Source organism: Microbulbifer mixtoriginis (SeqCode), assembly GCF_052468275.1.
This window is the reverse complement of the sequence record NZ_CP174341.1, coordinates 2200152-2222386: the sequence shown is the minus strand read 5'-3', so window position 1 is coordinate 2222386 and position 22235 is coordinate 2200152. Positions and strand designations below refer to the sequence as shown.

Sequence of the window (22235 nt, the reverse complement as noted above, 5' to 3'; positions counted from 1 at the left end):
AATAGAATACCCAGCCAGTGGAGCAAATTAGGATGGAAGTGCAAGGCAACGCAGTAAATACCTTGCTTGGAGGCATAGAAGCCGGCGGCACAAAATTTAATTGTGCAATTGCCGCAAATCCCGATGATGTCTGGGAGAGGGCTAGCTTCCCAACCACCACACCGGAAGAAACCCTCGGTCAGGTCATTGAATTTTTCCAGGCCGGCGCCCAACGCCATGGCCCTATTTCCACACTGGGTGTCGCAAGTTTCGGTCCGGTAGATTTGAACCCGCAATCGAGCCAGTACGGGTTTATCACTAACACCCCTAAAAATGGATGGTCCAATACCAACCTGGCCGGTCAGTTACAGGGGGCACTCTCTATTCCTGTAGCTTTCGACACTGATGTCAATGGCGCAGCGCTAGGAGAACACCTGTGCGGCGCCGCTGTAGGTGTAAAGAATTTTGTCTACGTCACCATCGGCACCGGTATCGGCGCCGGGGTAATGGTAGATAGCAAACTGGTAAACGGCGCCATGCACCCGGAAATCGGCCATATGTTGATGCCGCAGGATCGACGAAGAGACCCCTACCCAGGCCACTGCCCATTCCATGGCAATTGTCTGGAAGGCCTTGCCTGCGGCCCCGCTATTGAAGACCGCTGGGGCCTGCGCGGCCAGAGTATGGACAGTGACCATCCAGCCTGGGATCTACAGGCGGAATACCTAGCCACCATGTGTATAAACCTGACCAGCTGCTACTCACCGGAACGAATTATTCTCGGTGGCGGCGTTATGGAACAAACACACCTGTTCCCACGCATTCGCCACAAGTTTCTCGACCTGGCAGGTGGTTATTTCCCCCAGGTATCCCAAGGCAACATCCGCTCTTTTATAGTCCCACCAAAACTCGCCGGCCGCTCCGGAGAGGTGGGTTCTCTGCGTATGGCCCAGGCACTTTGCTCCAGCTATTAGATAACCAAATCCTCCCTCACAGGATGTGGAAGCGCCAGGGGAATATTCCTGGCGCCACTCCACCCGCCAAACTGCGCCCCACAACTCCCTTTCCAACTTATATACTCATCTTTGCGACTGTTGGCACAGCGCAAGGTAGCTAGTCTCGTATCCGATCTGATAGGCTTGTCAGTCTTGACCGCCTTAGGACGCGGCTGAGCACACTAAAGCGTGGCTCATTAAGGGATAAAGATGAAAATAATTAAAATATTGTTTACAGGCTTAATGGTTCTGGCCACTCAGTTTGTGCAAGCCGGCACCGCCGAACCCACAACATTTACCCGCCAGGGCATTCTCTCTTACAACTTTCATTCCGACTTACTGGGGCGTGGATTTGTAATTGATGTGCTACTGCCGCTCTCCTTTAACCCGGAAGACAATACCCGGTATCCGGTCATTTATATGACCGACGGGTATATGAATTTCCCTATGGTGGCACCGAACCTGATCCACGAACAGGTACCCGATGAGCAAGGCAATACCAAGCTACCACCAGTGATTTTGGTGGGCATCTCACACCCCCTGGACAGTTCCAACTTCACCTTGCGGTTAACGGATTTTACTCCAGTACCTGGAGAGATTAGGGGGAATACTCTGGGTGGTGGCGCCAACCAATTTCTGGCGTTTTTGGAGAACGAGCTCAAGCCTTTTATCAATAATTCTTTCAAGGGAGATGAAAGTGACGAAACACTGGCTGGCCACTCCCTCGGCGGGCTCTTAGCCCTGCACGCCCTCTTCAATCACACCGATAACTTCGACCGCTATGTGATCGGCAGCCCCAGCATCTGGTGGGCCGATAAGCAAATTCTAGAAAGTGAACTCGCTTACGCCGAACGCCAGACTGACTTACCGAAAAGCGTGTATATGTTTATTGGTGGGGAGGAAATCTGCTTAGAAGAAGGGGAAGTTTGCGGCGTTCAAGATTTTAGGGACCTAGCCCAGCGACTCAAGTCCCGAGATTATGAAAATTTGACTCTACGCAAGCGAGTCATCAAGGGTGAAAACCACGATACCGTAGTTAATCCAGGTTACGATAAAGGGATAGAACAGGTTTTTAAAAGCAAAGTGCTACCACGAAAGTATTCGTTTTAACCGAACCTGCCGGCCCTCTAGCAGAGAAACGCTATAGGGCCCTAACTACTCCTCAGGCTTGCTATCCATTACTCATACGCGTCACTAATACACTCCTCGGCCTCCCAAAAGACCAACATAGTCTTCTCCAGACTTTCTGCTGCATCCATAAAAGGCAAGTGATGGCTATCTTTTAGTACCGAGAAACATTTACTCCCTTTATACCTTTTATAATCTGCCTTTACCTGTAAAGGCGTGGTAATGGAATCATTCTCACCGACAACGAATACCGCTGGTATCTATAAATGATCGATAGCTCCATTAACGCTCATCGCTTGAAGCTCATCGTTCATCTTGTCGGCTAAGCTTCCACGCCGCTCCCGCCACCCAGGAAATCTCTCACTAATCTTTTCGGCTGCTAGAAAACCTCGAATATCAACCCCTTTTGCGATACCACCATTCGCTCGACTCGCCCACATGGATAGCAGCAAATAATGCTCAGAGGGAGAGTCTTGATATTTCTTCAACTCCTGTATGGCTAATTGGTTGCCTTCCCTTTCCACCCATTTCAGAGTTGCTTCTAAGCTGGTTTCTGCCTGCTTCTGCGCATCCTGGAAGGAAGAGATAAACACCAACCTCTCCAATGTCTCAGGATGCTCACTCGCATAGAGAGCTGCAAGCCCCCCGCCCCAAGAGTGACCAACTAAGGTAACCTTATCTTTCTTATGGTGCATTTTTAAAAAAGAAATCACATTGTGCACATCTTGAATATTGTTCTTTATCGTTAATGTGTCTTCGCTCACCTCAAGAGACTTGCCGGCCTCTCTTTGATGAAGATAAGCCACTAAATACCTTTCTTCGAGCGCCCGCCCAACAGTTACCTGAAATGGGACTAACCCAAGCTCTACATCCCCCGACCGCCATGCAGAAAAAGGATTAAAGGTTTAGATAAGTTTAGACCAGATACCTCAAGGTGCAATTTTGCACTACCACTTAGCACCTCCCCTTTAAAATTTACTTGATTAGCAAACACCCCACCAGAAAAAAAATAAAACTGGCAAGGAAAAATCTTAACCATAATGGATTTAACATATACTCACCGATTTAAGATATAAAATGTTAATAAGATGCCTCTTTTTTATCAAACACAAAGGTCCAATAAAATTCATAGAAAGCCAACGGAATTCAAACTTAAAGGAGCTTATATTACAAACACACCAAAAAGTACAAACCTTGAGACAAGATGGGGTAAGACAGGGCAAAGTAACATTCGAATAGGAATTCTTCGTTTCACATATAAGAAGAGCGCCATTTCTCTTTACCAATCTTAACCTTCTCACTGTATCGCGACACCTCATGAGAAGTACTCACGAAGTCAGGATATTACGACTCAACTGAAGGCAGAGGAAGAATTTACACAATTGGGCACCAGCAAAAGGACTATTTGTGGAGTAGGGATAATCCAATATAAGGGGGGATAAGAGAACTGAAAAAGTGTTTTGAGCCAAGAAACTAGAAGTTACTCTACCTATCACACAATCATTTTAAAAGGCCGCATAATAAATACAGCCACCTAATACAAGCTACTTACATCGCAAAGCGGGCAAACGCGCCCCTAAGAGCAGCTACTTACCAATGTTGTACCAAGCAAAAGTGGGGCTGCTCTAGCTAGAGGACATCACCAGTTTTCAAACTACAAAAACCTTTACAGAACACGCAATGAAATAATCTCACAGGTCTTAAAGGCGCGGCTTCCACTCCAAAGGCTGTCAGCATCCCCAACAATCCGCACTGTAGATTTGGCATGGAGTGGCGCCAGGGTGGAAGACTCTGAGTTTTTTTGGCCTACACTCTCTTTCGACTTTATCCAATACTGATGACAACTCTCAGTTTCAGCGTCCAACTTCACGACCACTTCGCCATCTCTTGAGGAGGCACTCGAAAACACCTCTATATAGCGAACTGTGGATTCGTTAGCCTCCCCTAGAGCCAGCACATCACCCGATAAGAGCATCATAAAAAAGCCTAAGCTTTTAAAAGGTTCATTATCACCTCGAAAAATTAGTAATTCATAACAGCTGGCCAGCAACCTGCTAATTTAATATTCCTATCAAATATCGTACACGTGGGCAATCAACGCTGTTATCTCTGAGCTTCCAGGTCAATTATTAACCACCTTGCTCTGAATGCGGCTAGTAAGTTGCTAAAATTAAAACAATGTCTCGCGCAAAAGCCGCCCCTTTAACACAGCCCCTTACCTAACCTTATCCTTTAAATTAAAAAATTACGTAAAGACTGGAAAAAATAAGAGATATCCAGCCCTAGAAGACATTCATATAAAAAATAAATATTTTACTGAGGTAGTAAGTGTAGTATAATCCTAAAGATTATATTGCGAAGAAAATCACTCTCAGACAACGATCACGAGCCTTCAAGATGAAAAAACTATTAGCAATACTGCTTATTGCCTTACCCACTTCATGCCTAGCCGAATTTGTCTTTACAGGAAAGTTAAGTCAAATTCATACTGGCCCACAGTATCAAGGTAAAATTTTTGTTAAAGTTCAGGGAATACCTTCAGGGGAGGTTTCCTGCTCAACCAACACAAGCTATAGCTTTGCGTTTGATGGGAAAGAAGAAGAAAGCAAAATATACCTCAGTTTACTTTTAAGTGCTCTCACCACTCAGCAAACTGTTACTTTGAAGAGTAGCGATAACTGTACAACCTATCAAAATGTTGCAGACTTAAGAAACCTGTCTGTTATGCCATAGAAAATATATAGCTATCGATTTACCTTAATTCTTATTAAAGCCGACCGAACTTAAAGCAATATATTCTTTCTGCGCAATAAACCGGCATTCTATTCGATCACCCTCTATTTTGAATGCTGGTTTATATATGCAAAGGGGGGGGCGAAACTCACAAAAGATAAATCACCCCACTCTACCAACTCTAAACCGTAGCCGTTAACAAACTCAGAATTATTAGGTCCCATTATATCTTGAGCCTAACAAATATATTAGAGAACCCGATAGCATCATTACTTTTATTCTATTCAGGAAGCACAACTGAAGACAACAACACTTTGGAGCCACTGCCAGTGCAATCATAGTAACTAAATCTCACGGGCTCCTTTGCCATATACGTAGACAGTAAAAAGTGCGCCTTGCATCAAGTAGCTTTGAATTTTAATAAAAATATCCAAGGAGACATAAGTCTAAGGAGCCTATGAATAACTCTGCAATATCTCTGCGGATCTTGAGGACTACAGATGTTAGGCCCAGCTTACCGCGACCCAGCTCTTTACAAGAGCTGCAACGCAGCAGATGAGGCCCTCAACGGATTTTCAGAGTAATTAAGGGAATTATTCAGAGGCTTCCAAGATGCCTACACCGCAAAGCATCTAAGCTCTCCCCCTGAGAACAGCTACTTACCAATATTGCGCCAAGCAAAAGTGGGGTAGCTGCCATAGCAGCTATCTAAAAGGTTGAACTGAACTTTCTTACCTGCAAAATGCGCGGCTGTTAACAGGTACAGCACTTCCTTCCCGCTGACATTATCATTCTTGTTCCAGCGAAGAGTAGCCTTATCACACTCTGCAGGGCCAACACTTTCATTTACATAAACGTAACAGTTAGTATCATTTAGATGGCAATCTATTTTTTCAACTTCCAAATAACCTATTGTCGTTGTAGCAGAAGCAAAAGAGGGCAGCTATAAAAATAAAGACAAAAGAGAAATATTTCATAAGAACTCCAGGATTATTTCTTGGAGAAAATACTGTAAAATATTGACATGCGAACACAAAATTTTAAACAACTCCCTCAACCCCAAACTCCTTTTTATTTTTTAGATCCTCTCAAGCCAAACTTCTGAGTCAAATAAGCTTCCCTTGAGGAAACCTTAAACCCAACCCTGGCGCCCAGCCTCACCAAAACCCCACCCATCAATCACCCTCATAAAAACTACTTAGCTAATTACACAGCCCTACACTTTCAGCCATATCTATCCAGTTTAAAGTCATGTATTTTGAGTATCCTCCCTTCTGGAGGTCTACTAATGCACAAATTGCCTTAGCGTGCTTATTAATTGCTGCTTTTTCCAAATATTGAATAGATAAGGAAGGGGATTGCTCATAGCTAAATGCTCCCTCCAACATGTAATTAGCCACTATATATTGCGCCTCTGAATACCCACCATCAGCACTTCTTATATACCATTTTTTAGATTGAATATAATCTCTCTCTACCCCCCTACCCCAAAAGAAAGCTTGCCCTAATAAATATTGTGCTTCGTGATCACCTTTCTTTGAAGCCAAAAAAATATCATTAACTCTTGAATAATCGCCACTTCGAAAAAGAAATTTTGCGATCTCACCTTCATCTCCACCCGCTGCTGAGATTTGACTAAAGCACAAAATAGCAAGAAACATGAAAGAAAAAATCAGCTTATTGGGCATCACGGTATTTTTCCAAAATTGGTTTATGAAGACCTTCATACATATTCTTCAAAGCTGAAGTAACAGGGAAGGGGTTTGGCACCAAAACGGGAATACTGTAATTTTGAAACCTAGGATCCTGCTTTTGAGTCGCCCCATAAGGGCCTTGTTCGTTATCCCAGGAATACGAAGTGCCATATCCTTTTTTTCCTGGGGCATAAACTTCTATATCCACAGGGTCAGTCCAAGAACCATCATTTTTTTGATAGGTAACTGAGCATTGATAGTAACAATGCTTCCTTCCCATTTTGGCCCCTGCGGGTTTACCTTCAAGATTATATTGCTCATAACTACAAGCTTTTGTATCGATAACTTCACATTGAGCAGCGAACGATTTAGCAGGAATCTTATCTTCCGCAACTAAATCTACACTCTTAATTGTAGTATTACCGTTAAACATTTGAGCAAATCCAGCGGTAATTGCCCCATTTGCAAACTTCCCTCCAGTCACAGCAGAGATGGTTCCACCAACAACCGCTGCACTTATAGCTCTTACAGAATCTGCAAAATTACTTCCATCCGTAGGCATAATTCGATTTATATTCGCAAGCTTTGATAAACCTGCACTCAAAAAACCATGCCCAAATTTTCCACCCTGTAAATCACTCATTACGCCACCCATTACTCCATGAGCAAGGAATTTTCCACTTGCTCCTAAAGATGAGCCTCCAATAACCCGGAACATACCACCTGAAATAGCTCCATAAAATGCTCCACTAACCCCAGCTTTTAATGCCTCTGCGGGGCTCGCCCCACTAAACGCGGCTGCCGAGACCCCAGCTGCAAATCCGGCAGCAGCGCCACCAACTGCACCTATAACAAACGAGGAGGCTGTTATAGAACACCCAATCGAAGTGCCAACTAATGCGCCAGCCGCCCAAGCTGTTGCCGCTCCATAAGTAACGATGGATAAAGCAACAACGGCCACTATTTTCAAGGCGTCTTTGAGACTGAAATACCCACTGGGATCCGTTGCATTCAGCGGATTATTTCGCACATAGCTGTAGCGGTTATACATCTGCGTATCCGCTGCAGCCTGGATAAAGGGATCCGCCTGCATAAAGCGCCCCAGGCGCGGGTCGTAGATGCGGCCATTCATATGGATCAGGCCCACTTCATCCAGCATTTCGTGGCCGGTGTAACCACGGGTGGTGCGGCTGTGATCGAAGTTGGACAGCGCGCTGAGAGAGAGCGCATTCCAGTTGGCCGTATTTCTGCGCTGACCCCAGGCGTCAAAGGACATTTCCTGTTTGACATTACCGGCTTTGTCGGTAATCAGGTCCATAGAGCCCAGGTGGTCCTTATACAGGAACAGTTTGTCGGTGGACTGTACGGCATAGGCCAGGTCGGTCTTGACCGTATATACGGCGGTGCCCAGTTGACGCTTCCATTCGATTTCGTTGGGGGCGCTGGATTTCTGGATACGCTCAATGCCGCCGATATACCAGGTTTCCGTGACTTCGCCATTGCTGCTGTTGGTGTCCTTGCGGTAATAGCGGCTGTGGCTGGGCCCGTAAAGGAATTCAGTCGTGTGATTACCTTTCTTGATCCAGGAGGCTTTATCGAAGGTGGTATAGCGAATAGTGCGGCCACCGTTAAAGCCATCCGAGGTCATATTGCCATTGGCGTCGTAGTTGTAGCGCACGCCGCCGGCAGTGGTCACTGCGTGGGGACCGGCTCCATTCTCGCCGTACACATAGGATCCAACCCCGGCTTTATAGGTGATATTGCCGATGGCGTTATAACGCACATCCTGGTTGGCACTACTGAGACTACTGCAGTTGTAGTTGCTGCTGCCGATATGGGTTTTGATCAGGCGATTGAGGCTGTCGTAACAGAAACTCTCGCGCAGATTCTTGCTACCACTTTGGTTGTGGCGGCTACTGAGGTTGCCGAGGGTATCCCATTGGTAGGTAATATTCTGGATACCAAAGGTGCCCAGTACGCTGGAGGTCTGGTTGAGCAGGCGACCAGTACTCCCTTCGTAGCTGTAACTGGTGGTGGCGCCGTTCCCCAATAGTTGCTCTTTCAGCTGGCCGCGGGCGGTCTGGGCTTTGACTTCCTGGATCAGGTCTCCAGTCGCAAGATCGACCACTTTGTACAGGTAGCCATTGCCATTGTAGTAGTTGCGCACACCTGATTGCCCGGTGCTTAGCAGACTGTCGAGGGCGTCGTAACTGCGCTCTACCCGGCCGTAATCATCAAATAGCGTGGTGGTAACGTAGGCGGGCTGAGGGCCGGCTCCATCGAAGTCTACCGCTTGGGCATGGTTGCGACCCAGCTGGTCGTACTGGTACACGGCTTGGTAGCCGGTGACGCTGTCGCTGATCATTTCCAGCTGGCCGAGGCCATTTTGGGCGGTATCGTAGAGCCAGGTTACGTTGCTGGTGAGGCTGCTGCCTCCGGCTTTTTCCATACGCGTCAGCTTGCGACCCAGCTTGTCGTAGGTGAAGGCGACGGTGTGACCATTGGCATTGGTCTGCTTTTTCAGCTCGCCATAGCCCGTGTATTCATAGCTCCAGGCGCCCTTATCGGGGTCATCCATATTTTCCTTACGACCCAGATGGTCGTAGTTGATGGTGACGACGATGGGGTAGCTGAGGCCGTCGCCTTCATCAATATGGCTGCCGGAGGCATTGGTCTTGCCCCAGGATTTCGCTTTGTGCAGGTTGCCCTGGCTATCATACTCGTAGGTGAGGCGACCATTCATTGCGTCGATCACTTCCACCAACTCACCGGCGACATTTTTGACTTCGGTCTTAGGCTGCCCCTTGTCGTTGGTGGTGATGGTCTTCAGACCGGCGTAAGTGATCGTTGCGTCCGAGTTGTCGGGGGCGATGACCCGGATAGGACGGCCGAGCAGATCGTACTGGGTCTCGGTCCACATACGAGTGTCCCCAGAGAAATAGGGCTCGCTGACAAATTTCACCCGGCCGAGGTTATCGTACTCTTTATCTGCATAGACTTTATTGTGCAGCCCTTGGGTTTCGGTGCGCATGGAACGGCCGAGGGCATCGAAGTATTCCCTGCCCCAGCTGCCGGTACTGCTGCTGGTGGTCACTCTGTACTTGGCGCCACTGGGACAGCCACTGGTACAGCGTTCATATAGAGTCTTCTTATCCGCACCGGCGTTGTTCCAGCTGTAGCCTTCACGGCCAAAGGCGTCGTAGGAGGCATAGCTGATCAGACCATTCAGGCCCTCCACTATCAGGGGGGAACCAAAGTGGTTACGGGAGACGACCTTCTCAGTCAGGTGCCCTAGGGCGTTATAGCTCTCGGAGACATAGCGACCGGAGGGGTCGTACACCGTTCTGGCGCTGCGGCTTGTCTCGCCAGCGGCAGAGAGTGCTTTCTTGCTGACATTGCCGAAGCCGTCGTACTCGTAGCTGGTGACCTGCTTAAATTCCGACTTATTCGGTTCGATGATCTCGGTTTTCAGCAGCCCTTTGTGGGCTCCAGAGGTGTAGTAGGTAAAGGCCGATTCACGCACATGGCTGGGCATCCCTGGGCGGGTGCTAGTAACCTTGGTATGGCTCAGGCGGCCCTTCTCTTTTTCCCAGGTAGTACTGCCATACACATTCTCGGTTTTTTTGACGAACTGCTGGCCGGATGCTCCATCCTTTGTCACCACGTTAATAGTGAGAGCGTTACCGTAGCCATCATAGCTGTTAGTAGTACTAACCGTTTGCAGCAGCTCTCCAGCACTATTGCCGTTATCTTTTAAGTCATAGGTTTCTTCGACCGCATTGTAGATATAGGGTTTGTACGGCCTAGAAGGTGTGCCACTGCCACCCCACCCCTGCAGGCGCCAGCTGTTGGATGCCCTATTCAGAAGTGCCCCCTTGGAAGTACGGGTTTCTGTGTAAAGCGGCATACCGATAAAGGGGAAGTCCTGGCGATAGGTGGTTTCTGTCACCACGCCAGTCTGGTTATCGGTGGTGCTCACCTTTTGGAAACCTAACATACCGCGGCCGGCGGCCTGTAACTTCATCTGGTGATAGTGGTAGGACACCGAGCTGGTGGCAGATCGATTGACCGCTCCCGGGTTGACACCCGCAGCCGGCGCGGAACTCTCCACCTTGGAAACCAGGAACATGGGGGAGAGGATATCTAATACTGGCTTGTCTTTGCCTAATGTGTGGCTTCCTGAAGGCAAAACCCAGCTGCCATTGAGGGCACTGTAAAGAGAGGCTGGATTGCCTACCGTCACTGGGTAGCAGATCGTCTCGCGGTTAACATTCACAGAGGATCGCGCATCCAGGCGCTCTAAATCCTCGATATGAGTTACACATTTCTGCGTGGTGCTGGTGGACATTTCAAGACGGGAGTAAACACCGTCATTCACCATATTCTCAAAGGTGACTTCCGTTATATTGCCAATGCCATTATCAATGCGATGAATAACATTGTGAGGTTTATTTCTTTCCTCTGGATAATTGTCATTGGCAATATAGGTATACACCTTACCGCTGGACTGATCATACTTATGATAATCAACCTGACCGTCACCATTGGTATCGGCAAACCAGGGGAAGTCCTTTTTATCCTTGCCGATGTACTTCCAATTTATGGCGTTGCTGACAAAAGTGCCACTATTCTGATCGAAATAACGCACCTTGATATAGCCAGTATTAAAGTCCGGCCATACCAGATCTGGATAACCATCGTTATTTAGATCGGCAAAATTTGCTTTTTCACCGCCTGCAAAAAAACCAAGGCTGGTAAAGCCGTTACCGGTACTTAGCTTGATGACCAGACTATCAGTGCCGGTAACATAAGCAACATCAGTAAGCCCATCACTATTGATATCTACTGCAATCGGCGTTTTCGAATCGTTACTTGAGGATAACAGCTCCAGAGAGTTAAAAGATTCTGTCTGCTTATCAAATACAGCTACTCGATAGCCATCGAAATAGGTGCCCAAAAAGCGCCATTGTTGATTTACTCCACAGCTGTCTGGGCCGCCTAGCAATTGCCTTGGCAAGAATGGCTCGTGCCTGGGGGGATCATTGCCACCGCCAGTACCGGTCGTGACACAACCATACCTCTGTGAGTAGGTTGCCACCAGCAGGTCAATAGAACCATCGCCATTGAAGTCGCCGAGAGTATCCGGGACTCGCTTATCCGGATCGCCAATAGTAGCTCCGCTCACATTAAGCGGATAGGTTTTTTCTGTACTGCTAAATTTATAGTAGTGATCAGAAGATACCGAGGCACCATATGGTTGCAATAGGCGAACCTTGACTTTGCCATCGGTGGCAGCGGAAATATAATCCGCGAGTCCATCACCATTGAAATCGGCAAAGATCGCATCTTTATCACCCAGCCCAGTGCTAATCCCTTCTGAGTCTAATCGCCAGGCGCCATTAATATAACGGCTGGGAAATATATGCCATTTTCCACCAGTATAGTTATAAGCTCCACGCTCATTAAAAATTGCTAAATCCTGACGACCATCAGCATTATAATCGAGAACTCGGATCGCAAAGTCCTTACCGACATTAGTGCCGGTAAAGTAAATACCATGATTGTTTTTGTGGTTAAATCGAGTGCCCGCAAATTTTTGCAGGGTGAATTTTACACCATTAGAAATAGCGTATTTAACCCGTGTATCGGTGTCATCCCCGTCCGCATCCCCTTCAATCCAAACGATATCTTGTTTGCCGTCACCATTAATATCGGCATATTTATAGTCAACCAGGAATCGCGAAGAGGCCGGAGAAAAATCAATGGTTTCATGGCCACTACCATTGTGCTTCAAAGAAACTTGCAGCCATTCGAAATTTATTGCAGGAAGACAGCTGGAACCAACACATTCTTGCAAGGTGGACAGAAGTGAAGTTCTGTCCATATACTTTTGACCCGAGCCGAAAGGCAGGACAGGTTGGTATCCAAGAGTATACTCGCGGATTACAGAGCCATTGGATTTGGAAACAACTTTTTGTAAACGCTTCGTTGTCTTAAATTCGTAGCCGGCCGTATAACTTTTCAAGTAATCGGGACGACCATCATATTTAAATTCAATTTCAGCATCGTAACCGCCAGAACCATAGGCAAAGCGAATTTCCTGGATACGGTGGCCTGAACTCGCATCCCCTTCATAGTGGAACTCGATAGGGTTACCGACACTATCTTCAAAACGTCCCAGAGCCCAAACTAATGTATGACCGCCGGCTAGTAATTTTGCATCGCCTCTATTGCCATAATAACTTACCGAACCATCCTTGCGCTCAACCTTAAAATAATCTGGTTTACCAAGGCTACCACCAATGGAAACAACCTTGGCAAAGGAATCCATCTCAGTCTTATAAGTAGCGCCAACCGCCCCATACTGTGAGCCACTTGTTTTTAATAGTCGCTGTCCATCCAAGCAAAACCGGTCAGACTCTGTCCATTTAATCGGGGCCATACTTCCATCAATAGACAGGGTCTGACGACAGCGAGATATTCCTGATAAACCACCAATGGACCAGCCCTTACCTAAAAGACCATTGCCACCATTACTTGTATAATTGAGAGATATTTCCGGGGCAACGCCGGCGGTACCAGTTGCCACAGCAAGTGGTACTGAGTAGGTCACTGCACCAGACTCATTAACCCGGAACTGCCCTCCTGTCACACCAGCCATATTGGGGCTGCCGGTTACTACGGGGGCACCATAACTATCAAACTTACCAGAGCTATTTGCTAGTAAAGAAGCGTCAATAGCACCCTCAACTAAAATATCATCACGTCCATCGCCATCAATATCTTCAATCCTGACATAGTTCGGATTGGCACTAGATAGGATGACAGCCACCTCTGAAGTGTTGCTTCCAATGGGAAAAGACTGAGCCAGGCTAGGAAGACCATTGCCATTTGCATGCAAAATTAGCGGCGTAGATGAGAGCACCAAAAGGTCAGATGCACCATCACCATTAAAATCGCCGGTTAGGGAAATATTGCCGGCCAGTAATTCTAAAGCGTTAACTGCAGAATCACTCAATGTGGTGGCAACTGGAGAGGTGTAATTATGCCCCCCCCCAATAAGTGCTCCATACATCACAAAACTTGGAAGTTCAGGCATTGCTACCGGGGTAATCACTTCACCATGCAGCATAATAATGGGACGGTGGTACTCAAAATAAAGATCATTAAAACCATCTTTATTAATGTCACCACTATAGATTTTATACCCCTTATCCATGACGCCAGTAGAGGCAACTGTAACTACAGGAAATACCCCACCAATAATCAAACACAGAAAAGCAAGAATGAGACGCATAGAGAAAGATCCCAGGAAAGGCAAGCCCCAAATTAATTATTTACTTAACAACTCCAACACTTCCAGAAGGAAGGTGACAGCAATCTACATTTACAACTGCATACTTACAAGGCAATTTTTAATATAACCGCAAAAAACAACACAAACATGAACACACTTCAAAGATAAGCTTAAATTTACACAAACAACAAAACAATAGTACCAAAATTAAACAACCTAAAGTTGCACTTTAATTTCACGGAAAGCATTACCACCCTTTACAACCCCACACCATAAAAAAAGACCACATAAAACCCCTCAGCAGCAACCAAGCCTTAAGGTACACGCTAAAAATTTATTCACATCGTCAAAATAAACTTTGATCGGAAATAAAACCAACACAAAAAACCCCCTTAACTTATCAGTGACACAGAACACATAAAAGCAATAAGCCTTACAACACTTGCATCCAGAGTCCACTAAAAGCAAAATCTCAATCAGCGCAACCGCCCCTCCTTGACATACACCAAAAAGTACTGCGGGAATCCAAGTTTGACAGGAACATGTATAACATTAAAACTTTAAATACCTCCCTTTAAGCTGAAAGGGTTATATTTTATAAAAAATATGGATTCGCTTGAAAACAAAAAGCTGATTTACAATGTTTCTAGGAGATATACTACTAATCACTATCGCTTTCACAGAAAACCTCCATTAATATAAGGGTGAGAATCTAAACTTATTACAAGAATAAGAATCGAGAGCGTCAGATTCAGGGTGGCAGGCATCGAAAATACTCCAATGATAGGTTTTAAGGGAAACACCTATTCAATTGAGAATAATCAAAAATTCTCCATACTACTAGCGGCCTATATAGTAGGAAAAAATAGAGCTTGAATTTGATGCTAGCGGCTAACACTCTGATGACCATATCGACATTAAAATTCGATATGTTAAGCTAGATCCGAATTTATAGAATAAAAGTAAAACTGGGACCCAGGACAGCAATAGTAAAGGATAAGTCCACCCTAAAGCAGCACCACTCAACTATAAAAACTCGACTCCAGGCCCAAAATATTTCAAACTTCTTAAAAAAAACGGGCTAACTGTTTATCAATTAGCCCGCAGCCCCTCTTGACATTTATCAATGTATAATAATCAAGAAATTATCTTGTTATCCATCTACTTCTCATACATACCAATAACTTTACAGGAGGTCTCATCAATATTTACCGAAACACTTACCCCCCGAGCTTTTGCAGACAATAAAAAAGCATATTCCTGCTCAAAAGTCTTACGAGTTCTATCTAGACAATTCCTAGTGGGCCATGCTGGGTAACAGGTACAATTACTTCTCGAAATACCAACCTGGGAAAAGGTTACTGTTTCCCCATCATAAGCCACCCCAACATACTCCAGCTCACCATGATGCCAATCAGCCAGCGGAACCTAGAATAAAAAATAAGGCTAAAATATATCTCATCATTCCACCCAAATAAAACATAATACTTATGCAAGTTAGCAGTCGCAATGACCTTAACAAAGAAAAGAAAACCTCCAGACATAACCTTCACACCAACAAAATTTAATTTTTTGGATGAGGGGCATAAGCTTTCCGTGATGAATTAAATGGCTAAAGCCAGGATTCACGATATATTATTTGCGAAGAATGTCTATTCGGTAAGCAACAGGAATGGTATTTGATCCATTCCAAACTTTACAGCGACCTTCACCGTAAACACCAAAGGCGACTTGATTCCCACTCAAATAGGCCGCCAATAAGGCACTATACATCTCCCGACCCTCTTCGGTTCCGAACTCTATAGCGATATATCTACCAGCACCCCAATCCTTATAAGTCGCCGTACACCCATTAGGATTGGGCCCCTCATTTGTTAGCGTAGCAACAGCATATGTCTTGTAGGTACGAAGGTACTCTATAGGGCTATTATCCACACCATAAGAAAAAGATTTCCCACTAAAAAAAACAAAAAATATCAATAAATATCTGGTCACACCCAATGACTTCCCGATCACAATAGAACTCCCTAGAAATATAATCAATAAAAATAGAACTACAAACTAAAATCAAAATATACCAAAGATGGCGATCTTCAATCTACAAAATTATCCACCCCCTATAAATTTTTGAGAAAATTCTCTCTCAAGTTCTCACATGACCCCTAAACTTTTTAGTGAGAGCAGCCTTAAGATAAGATTTCATCAACAAGGCCAACACTAAAGTAGATAGATAATTGAAACTGTCGACCAAAGTTATCAAAGGATCTCAGGCAATAGCAATGTCAATGTCAATGTCAATGTCAATGTCAATGTCAACATCTTGCCCTCAAGAGACCTAGAGTGCTGACCCACACAATTTCGCATACAAGACATAAACTCTCTCACCCTTTGATAATTACCTTACACATACAACTGCAAAGTATGCAAGGCGTACTAACTCCAGAAACCTTGATGAACAACCAACCATTGTCAGCAGAAAGGAGCAACTACATCAATCATCGTCACTCTATTAGGGACCACCAATATAAACTCTTCCTCAACAACAAAGAAGGGCGCGGTTGATCATATTTTTTACTAGGGATAACCAAATTTAAAAAAGTCTGACAGAGTAATGGAAAAATCAAGGATACACACATCATTAGAAGATAAGTATATTTTACATGAATTAGAGATTACCACCAGGTACTTCATAAGTAGCACCGTAATTCATTTCACCAACTAGAACTCCCAAACCTGGAAACTTACAAATAAACCAAAGGATCCATGAAAAACCCACATGAAAATTATAATTATTCATCACATAGTTGGTGTCAATTCGAATTTTCATTACACAAAGAGATACTGGCTTTGAAAAGCTTCTCAACCCTTATGGCTAGGTGGCGTCGAAATAAAATTGAAAGACAAATCTATAGAAACCTTATTGAGTAACTGATGATAAATCCTATTGGCTATGTGCAGCCGCAGGCCGTGTAAGAGGGAACACTCTATAATAGCTATCACAAAGAGAAACTATTCAGATTACCGGTACAGGTGTTGAACTTCTGAACAGCTAAGGGGCACCCCCTCCTGAATCATACAGAGTGAACCGATTTTTACCAGATGCCAGCCATCGCAGCCCTTCCTCCAGCAGAATTGTCCGGCATTTCCTTATAAGGCTACAGACATCTTTCCCTCCCCCCGCCATCCTAGCAAGCACTCCTCAAGAATTTATGTAAATTGATGGTATTGCTTCAGCTTAAGCAGCTATACATCACAACTTCCACTTAAAAATTTAGCCAACTAACCGCTTTGTCCAGAGGTATGGTGAGAGTGAGGCTCAGTAATTTCCTGAGGCCGTGGTCACAGCTTATCCACTCAATTTTTTGCTAGCCACCTTATAACCCTTCAGGTATTTTTTGGGAGCAGCTTTAATACGGGAGTTCACTGCGATCCAGGCCATCAATAGATAAGCCAGGTAACGGATTACTAGTACCGTAGGTGTCTACGCTTACCAGCCTGCCATCACAATAGAAGCGACAAGGCCACCCATCTCTACATCATTTTACTTGCAAATATTTACTGCCAATATATCGCCCACCAATAATACAGGGAATATATACTATTAATGCATAAACAATGGCCCACCCAGAAGAATTCATAAAAGCAATAAAGGTAACCAGCAAATAGGGGGCCGCCGCAACAGCCAATACAATTTTGGCATTCATTGAGGCAGTATCCTCACTTGTACGCGCAGCCAAAACACCACCCAATAACAATATCAAGGGTAATGAGATAATACTCACCTGTAAGTACAGGGAATAGAAAGGAATAGCAGATAATAGATACAACCAAGAGGCCAAACCGGCAGTAATGGTAAAGAATGCTATACCACATGCCGCCGGGCTTTGTGGTATATTCTTACTGGTTGCTGCACGGTAAAGTGCAACCAATATAGCAACAGCCCCAATTATTAACAAAACATTCATATTAAACCTAAAATCTGCTATCTACAGCCGCACAAAAAAAGCCTAGAAAAGAAAACTCACCAAAAATTACATATCAAAAAAATAACAACCCACCACAAAAGTGAACTCCCCCAGCCTTACAACTAATTTTCAAGAAAAATAATCCAAAACCTTGCCAATAAGCTCTAGTTCTTGATAACCCTCAGGATCAATTTCTTTGCGAAGCACCCGTTTTATATAATCCGTATCTCCAAGCAATCCACGCACAATACAATAGTATGTAGCCCAGATACCACACGTTTCTTCAGGGACACTTAGGTAAAACGATTCTTTACTGTCTAGACAATATTGCTTTCTTAAGTACGCCCGCCCAAACTCGATTATATTATCCAGATCACGCATAACTTGCGCCACAGCCTCCTCCCGACTTTCGAAATCATCGGCATAAACTGTTCGACTAAAAGGTTTCTTCAGGTCAGATATTTTAATTCTTCTTGAAAAAGTAGCAGTTTGACTCAGAGGAAGACCTGAAAGTTGAGAAAAAATATCTTCCACCTCTTTGATGTATACACCTGCATCAGGCTGGGTTGTTACCCAAGCAGGAGAGCCACTAAAATTCCAGAAAGGAGCTATTAATAGATCACAAAATTTTGTTGGGCGATATCGATACCGTTTAGATACAAACTTCCAATCTTCAAGTTCTTCCGCCTTCATCTTGGCTGCCGCAAGAACATCTGCTTTAAATGTCATATCACCTCTAAAAAAAACAAAACCATCTGAAAATAAACAGGCAGCAAATCCAATTTTTATTGCACTAATACATTAGCTCTACAACTCCACCCGATCCCCATGGCTAGGCGGTGTTGAGGTAACGGTTAAAATCAAGTCTACATCAGCCTTATTGAACAACTGATGAGGAATTCCTGCGGCTATATGCAAACCCTGGACGGGAGTGAGGGTATGCTCTTCGCCACCACATTCAATCGTGGCCGTGCCCTTTAGTACAAAGAAAAACTGCTCAGATTGCCGGTGCAGGTGTCGAACTTCTGAGCAACCAGGAGGCACTCTCTCCTGAATCACACTGAGAGAATCGGTTCGTACCAAGTGCCAGCCATCGCAGCCCTCTCCCCAGGAGTAGTGCGCAGCATTTTCTTTTGAGACTACTGGCATCACTCCTCCCCCCGCAATCTACGCAAATACTCCTCGCGGGATTTACGCATATTGATGACATGGCTTGAGCTGAGGCGGTCGTGCATCAGGTTTCCGCCTAAGAAGCAGTTAATCAACCAACCGATCTTTCCCAGAGGTAGGGTGAGAGTGAAGCTCAGTAGGCGCCAAAGGCCGTGGCCATAGCCTATTCGCTCAAATTTTTTGTTGGTGACTTTGTAGCCCATCAAATATTTACCCGGCGTCGCCTGAAAGCGGGAGCTCTCTGCAATCCAGGCCATCAGTAGATAGGCCAGGCAACAGATCCCCAGCGCCATGGTTGTGGCGGCGCCTTCTGGCATATCATATACCTTCATCATCACAATCGAGGCGATAAAGCCAACCACGACGTACAACAACAATAAATCCAGTAAGACAGCAACGCCCCGGGCCAGCAAGTGGCCAAAGTAGTATTGATCATAGGTTTCTTCCGGCTGGGTGATTTTCTGCCGGATCAGCTTGCGCCCACCTCTAAGCCCTTGGGCGGGGTCTACAGTTACTTCTTCGCTGTGCAGCGAATTAAAAATGCAATCACAAAGGGACTCTTCCAAGGCGCCGTATAAATAGGAGGCATTACCATTCCAGTCGAACAAGCTATTGCAGTACTGAAGAATATTGTTAGAAATCTGAGCTTGTTTTTTACCTTTTGAGGTAGCTTCACTGGCCTGCAAATTTATTCTGGCAAAACGTTCGAAGATTGAGAGGCCCAGATTCCAATTATATTCCTCATCGAGCATATAAGGTGTATCGGTGAGAAAACGCCAATTTTCTTTTACATTGAAGTTACTGGGTTCTTGCAGCAGCCTATCCACTTGCTCCAACACCCGATGGTACTCGCCAATTCGCAATGTTCGCTGTGGGTCTTGTTCAGTGTCATCCTCTTCAATAGGATTTTCTTGCACATTATCTTCTTGTGCATTCTTACCTTCAGAATGCTGCTCTTCAGCATTTTTCTCTGTAGAGGTCTCCTGTTGTCTCTCACCCCCAGCTTCCTGGTCCTGGACTTGGTTCAGGTCAAGAGAGACTTTTGATTGAGCTTGCTCAATAGCTTCTGATGAGACTGGGGAGTGGTCTTGATGATTCGGCTCACTATTTTGTTGCACCTGGGGCTCTGCCTGTCCCTGTAATTGCACGGCCTCAGGGGAAAGTGCAGCCCCCTCAGCACTAGCAACTTCCGCAAGCACCTCAGTACTTTGTGGTTCCTCACTTTCCTTTTTCTCTTCTTTAAGCTCCTCGGCGGCTTTCAGGGCCCATTTATAGGCGCTGTGTAACTGCTGAAACTCTTCGGGCTTTTCATCCGGGCGAGTTAGCTTCAGTTTTTTTGCATAGGCACGCTTGATGGCTCGCGCATCATCACAGGGCGCTAGCTCGAGTATCTCCCAAGGACTCATTAAATCCAGTCCTCACCGTCGAGCTTATCGAAGATTTCAGTGAGTTCGGCACGCGCCTTGCCAATCTCCACCAGGTTTTGTTTATCCAAAACCCGATCAAAGCTGGCGAGCAATTTAGCTATATAATCGCGCTGCTCGCCGAGGCTCGCTTCATACAAGCGTTCACCACGGGCGAGCAGCGCCCGGTTTTCCTCATCTTCACGGGGATGAAATTTGAGCTTGGCCAGTTTTTCCAACGCTTGGGCTTTATCCTGTTCATTCAGGGCGCCCGGCGTAAATTCCACTAACTTATTAAATGTTTTACCGGTGGAAATGACAGTGACATCCACTTCCAGCAAACCGTTCATATCATAGCTATAGCGCACTTCCACCACTTCCTCGCCCCGGGGTTTCTTGGGTACCGGCACCGTGAGTTCGCCCAGATAAACATTTTTCTTTACCAGGCGATTTTCCCCCTGGTAAATATCGATACAGACCTCCTCCTGATCATCTCGGGCAGTGCAGACGCTGCGCACGATACTCACAGGTACCACGGTGTTGCGCTCAATAATCGGCAGGAAGTAATTGCCCAGCTGCGGGCTGTCTTCGTTCACTATGCCGGTACCCAGGGTGTAGGGGCATACATCGGTGAGGACGATATCATCCAGCGCGGAGTTTTTTTCCTTGAGACCGGCTTGAATAGCCGCTCCCATGGCGACAACAGTATCTGGGTCCAGGTGGCAGGAGGGTAAGCGGCCAAACATACGCCCCACCATAGAGCGGAACAGGGCCAGGCGGGTGGAGCCACCCACCAATACCACTTCGTCAATTTTAGCGGGTGGCAAATCGGCATCGCGCATGGTGCGCTCAATCGGGCGCTTGGCTCGCAGCAGCAACGGAGTGCTGAGTTTCTCAAACCACTCGGGAGTCGCTTTCCATTCGAGTTCACGTCCACCGAGGTTTAATTTAAGTAACTGCTCTGCCTGCTGGCTGATACGGCGCTTGGCCGTTTCCATCTGCATATATAGATTCTGCAGTTCGCGCGGTTTCAGGGAAGATTTTTTCAACTGCAATTCTTCCAGAACGCTGTCGATCATTGCCTCAACAAAATCCTCACCGCCCAGGTAGTTATCCCCAGCACTGGCATGTACTTCCATAATGCCATCGAAGAATTCCAGGATGGAGACATCGAAGGTACCACCGCCCAGGTCTAGCACCAGGAAATTCCCCTCCCGCTTATCGTGCAGGCCGTAGGCAATTGCCGCAGCGGTAGGCTCGTTGATCAGGCGCTCTACCTTGAGGCCTGCCAGCTCTCCAGCCAATTTTGTCGCCTGGCGCTGGTTATCGTTAAAGTAGGCGGGCACACTGATTACCGCCTCGCTGACCTCTTCCCCCAGGAAAGCCTCTGCATCCTCTTTGAGAGAGCGCAGTACCAAGGCGGAGAGTTCGGTAGCGGTAAATTGCTGGCGGCCCAGTTTGACTTTATGGTCGGTGCCCATCAGGCGCTTAAAGGCGGCAACGGTGGTATCACTGTGATTGATGAGGCGCTCTTTTGCGGTTTTTCCAACTACCAGCTTGCCAGTGTCATCCAGACCGACCACCGATGGGGTCAAGGCCTCTCCAAGGCGATTGGGAATCAGCTTCACGCCATCTTCCGTTAAAACCCCACAGGCGCTATTGGTGGTACCCAGGTCAATACCAATAATGGCCATAAATCCCCCTACCTATTTTTCTTAAAACTTGATCAAGCACAGTCGTACCAACGGGTTTTTATACGGTATTTCCCGCAATCTGGTTGGCGCGATATTCTAAGCGTCCCTGCACAAAAATAGCCAGAGAGTGCAAGCACACGAAAGGCAAGTGCTGAAAACCACACAAATAGACTGGCC

At 46.0% G+C, this 22235-nt stretch carries 13 protein-coding genes and 1 pseudogene; 3 read left to right on the top strand and 11 right to left on the bottom strand.

Annotation, left to right across the window (positions count from 1 at the left end; all coding sequences use genetic code 11):
* The first annotated feature begins 32 nt into the window (after window positions 1–32).
* Both ACJJIC_RS09720 and ACJJIC_RS09715 read left to right on the top strand, forming a co-directional pair.
* Entirely contained in the window at window positions 33–953 is a 921-nt protein-coding gene (locus ACJJIC_RS09720) for an ROK family protein (RefSeq protein WP_444904310.1), read from the top strand.
* A gap of 231 nt (window positions 954–1184) precedes the next feature.
* Window positions 1185–2084, top strand: coding sequence for an alpha/beta hydrolase (locus tag ACJJIC_RS09715; RefSeq protein ID WP_445356823.1), 900 nt, complete (start codon window positions 1185–1187; stop codon window positions 2082–2084).
* Between the two features lie 278 nt (window positions 2085–2362).
* Here the strand turns inward: ACJJIC_RS09715 and ACJJIC_RS09710 are convergent.
* Both ACJJIC_RS09710 and ACJJIC_RS09705 read right to left on the bottom strand, forming a co-directional pair.
* A pseudogene (locus tag ACJJIC_RS09710) lies at window positions 2363–2926 on the bottom strand (alpha/beta fold hydrolase); the annotation flags it as partial.
* A gap of 842 nt (window positions 2927–3768) precedes the next feature.
* The gene (locus tag ACJJIC_RS09705) at window positions 3769–4080 is read right to left on the bottom strand and encodes a hypothetical protein (protein ID WP_445356822.1); all 312 of its coding nucleotides are present in this window, start codon (window positions 4078–4080) and stop codon (window positions 3769–3771) included.
* 419 nt (window positions 4081–4499) lie between these two features.
* On the opposite strand from ACJJIC_RS09705, the gene ACJJIC_RS09700 reads away from it, so the two are divergent.
* On the top strand, window positions 4500–4835 hold the full coding sequence (locus tag ACJJIC_RS09700; protein WP_444910105.1) for a hypothetical protein: 336 nt from the start codon (window positions 4500–4502) through the stop codon (window positions 4833–4835).
* A 655-nt stretch (window positions 4836–5490) separates the two neighbouring features.
* On the opposite strand, the gene ACJJIC_RS09695 is transcribed toward ACJJIC_RS09700, so the two are convergent.
* The 9 genes from ACJJIC_RS09695 to ACJJIC_RS09655 all read right to left on the bottom strand — a co-directional run bounded on the left by ACJJIC_RS09695 (window position 5491) and on the right by ACJJIC_RS09655 (window position 22058).
* Window positions 5491–5739 (bottom strand): hypothetical protein, encoded by a 249-nt coding sequence (locus ACJJIC_RS09695; protein ID WP_445356821.1) that lies wholly within the window; start codon window positions 5737–5739, stop codon window positions 5491–5493.
* Window positions 5740–6037: 298 nt separating this feature from the next.
* Window positions 6038–6523: a tetratricopeptide repeat protein gene (locus tag ACJJIC_RS09690; RefSeq protein WP_445357881.1), complete on the bottom strand. Its 486-nt coding sequence runs from the start codon at window positions 6521–6523 to the stop codon at window positions 6038–6040.
* Window positions 6513–13826: an FG-GAP-like repeat-containing protein gene (locus tag ACJJIC_RS09685; protein WP_445356820.1), complete on the bottom strand. Its 7314-nt coding sequence runs from the start codon at window positions 13824–13826 to the stop codon at window positions 6513–6515. Before ACJJIC_RS09685 ends, ACJJIC_RS09690 begins: the two co-directional genes overlap by 11 nt.
* A gap of 1635 nt (window positions 13827–15461) precedes the next feature.
* Window positions 15462–15842: a hypothetical protein gene (locus ACJJIC_RS09680; RefSeq protein ID WP_444910108.1), complete on the bottom strand. Its 381-nt coding sequence runs from the start codon at window positions 15840–15842 to the stop codon at window positions 15462–15464.
* 1520 nt (window positions 15843–17362) lie between these two features.
* On the bottom strand, window positions 17363–17791 hold the full coding sequence (locus tag ACJJIC_RS09675) for a hypothetical protein (RefSeq protein WP_444910109.1): 429 nt from the start codon (window positions 17789–17791) through the stop codon (window positions 17363–17365).
* 129 nt (window positions 17792–17920) lie between these two features.
* Window positions 17921–18520: a hypothetical protein gene (locus tag ACJJIC_RS09670; protein ID WP_444910110.1), complete on the bottom strand. Its 600-nt coding sequence runs from the start codon at window positions 18518–18520 to the stop codon at window positions 17921–17923.
* A gap of 78 nt (window positions 18521–18598) precedes the next feature.
* Window positions 18599–18940 carry a cupin domain-containing protein gene (locus ACJJIC_RS09665; RefSeq protein ID WP_444910111.1) on the bottom strand — a complete coding sequence of 114 codons (342 nt, stop codon included), beginning with the start codon at window positions 18938–18940 and terminating at the stop codon, window positions 18599–18601.
* Window positions 18940–20367: an RDD family protein gene (locus tag ACJJIC_RS09660; RefSeq protein ID WP_444910112.1), complete on the bottom strand. Its 1428-nt coding sequence runs from the start codon at window positions 20365–20367 to the stop codon at window positions 18940–18942. Before ACJJIC_RS09660 ends, ACJJIC_RS09665 begins: the two co-directional genes overlap by 1 nt.
* Entirely contained in the window at window positions 20367–22058 is a 1692-nt protein-coding gene (locus tag ACJJIC_RS09655) for an Hsp70 family protein (RefSeq protein WP_444910113.1), read from the bottom strand. The genes ACJJIC_RS09660 and ACJJIC_RS09655 overlap by 1 nt, the downstream gene beginning before the upstream one ends.
* Window positions 22059–22235 lie beyond the last annotated feature (177 nt).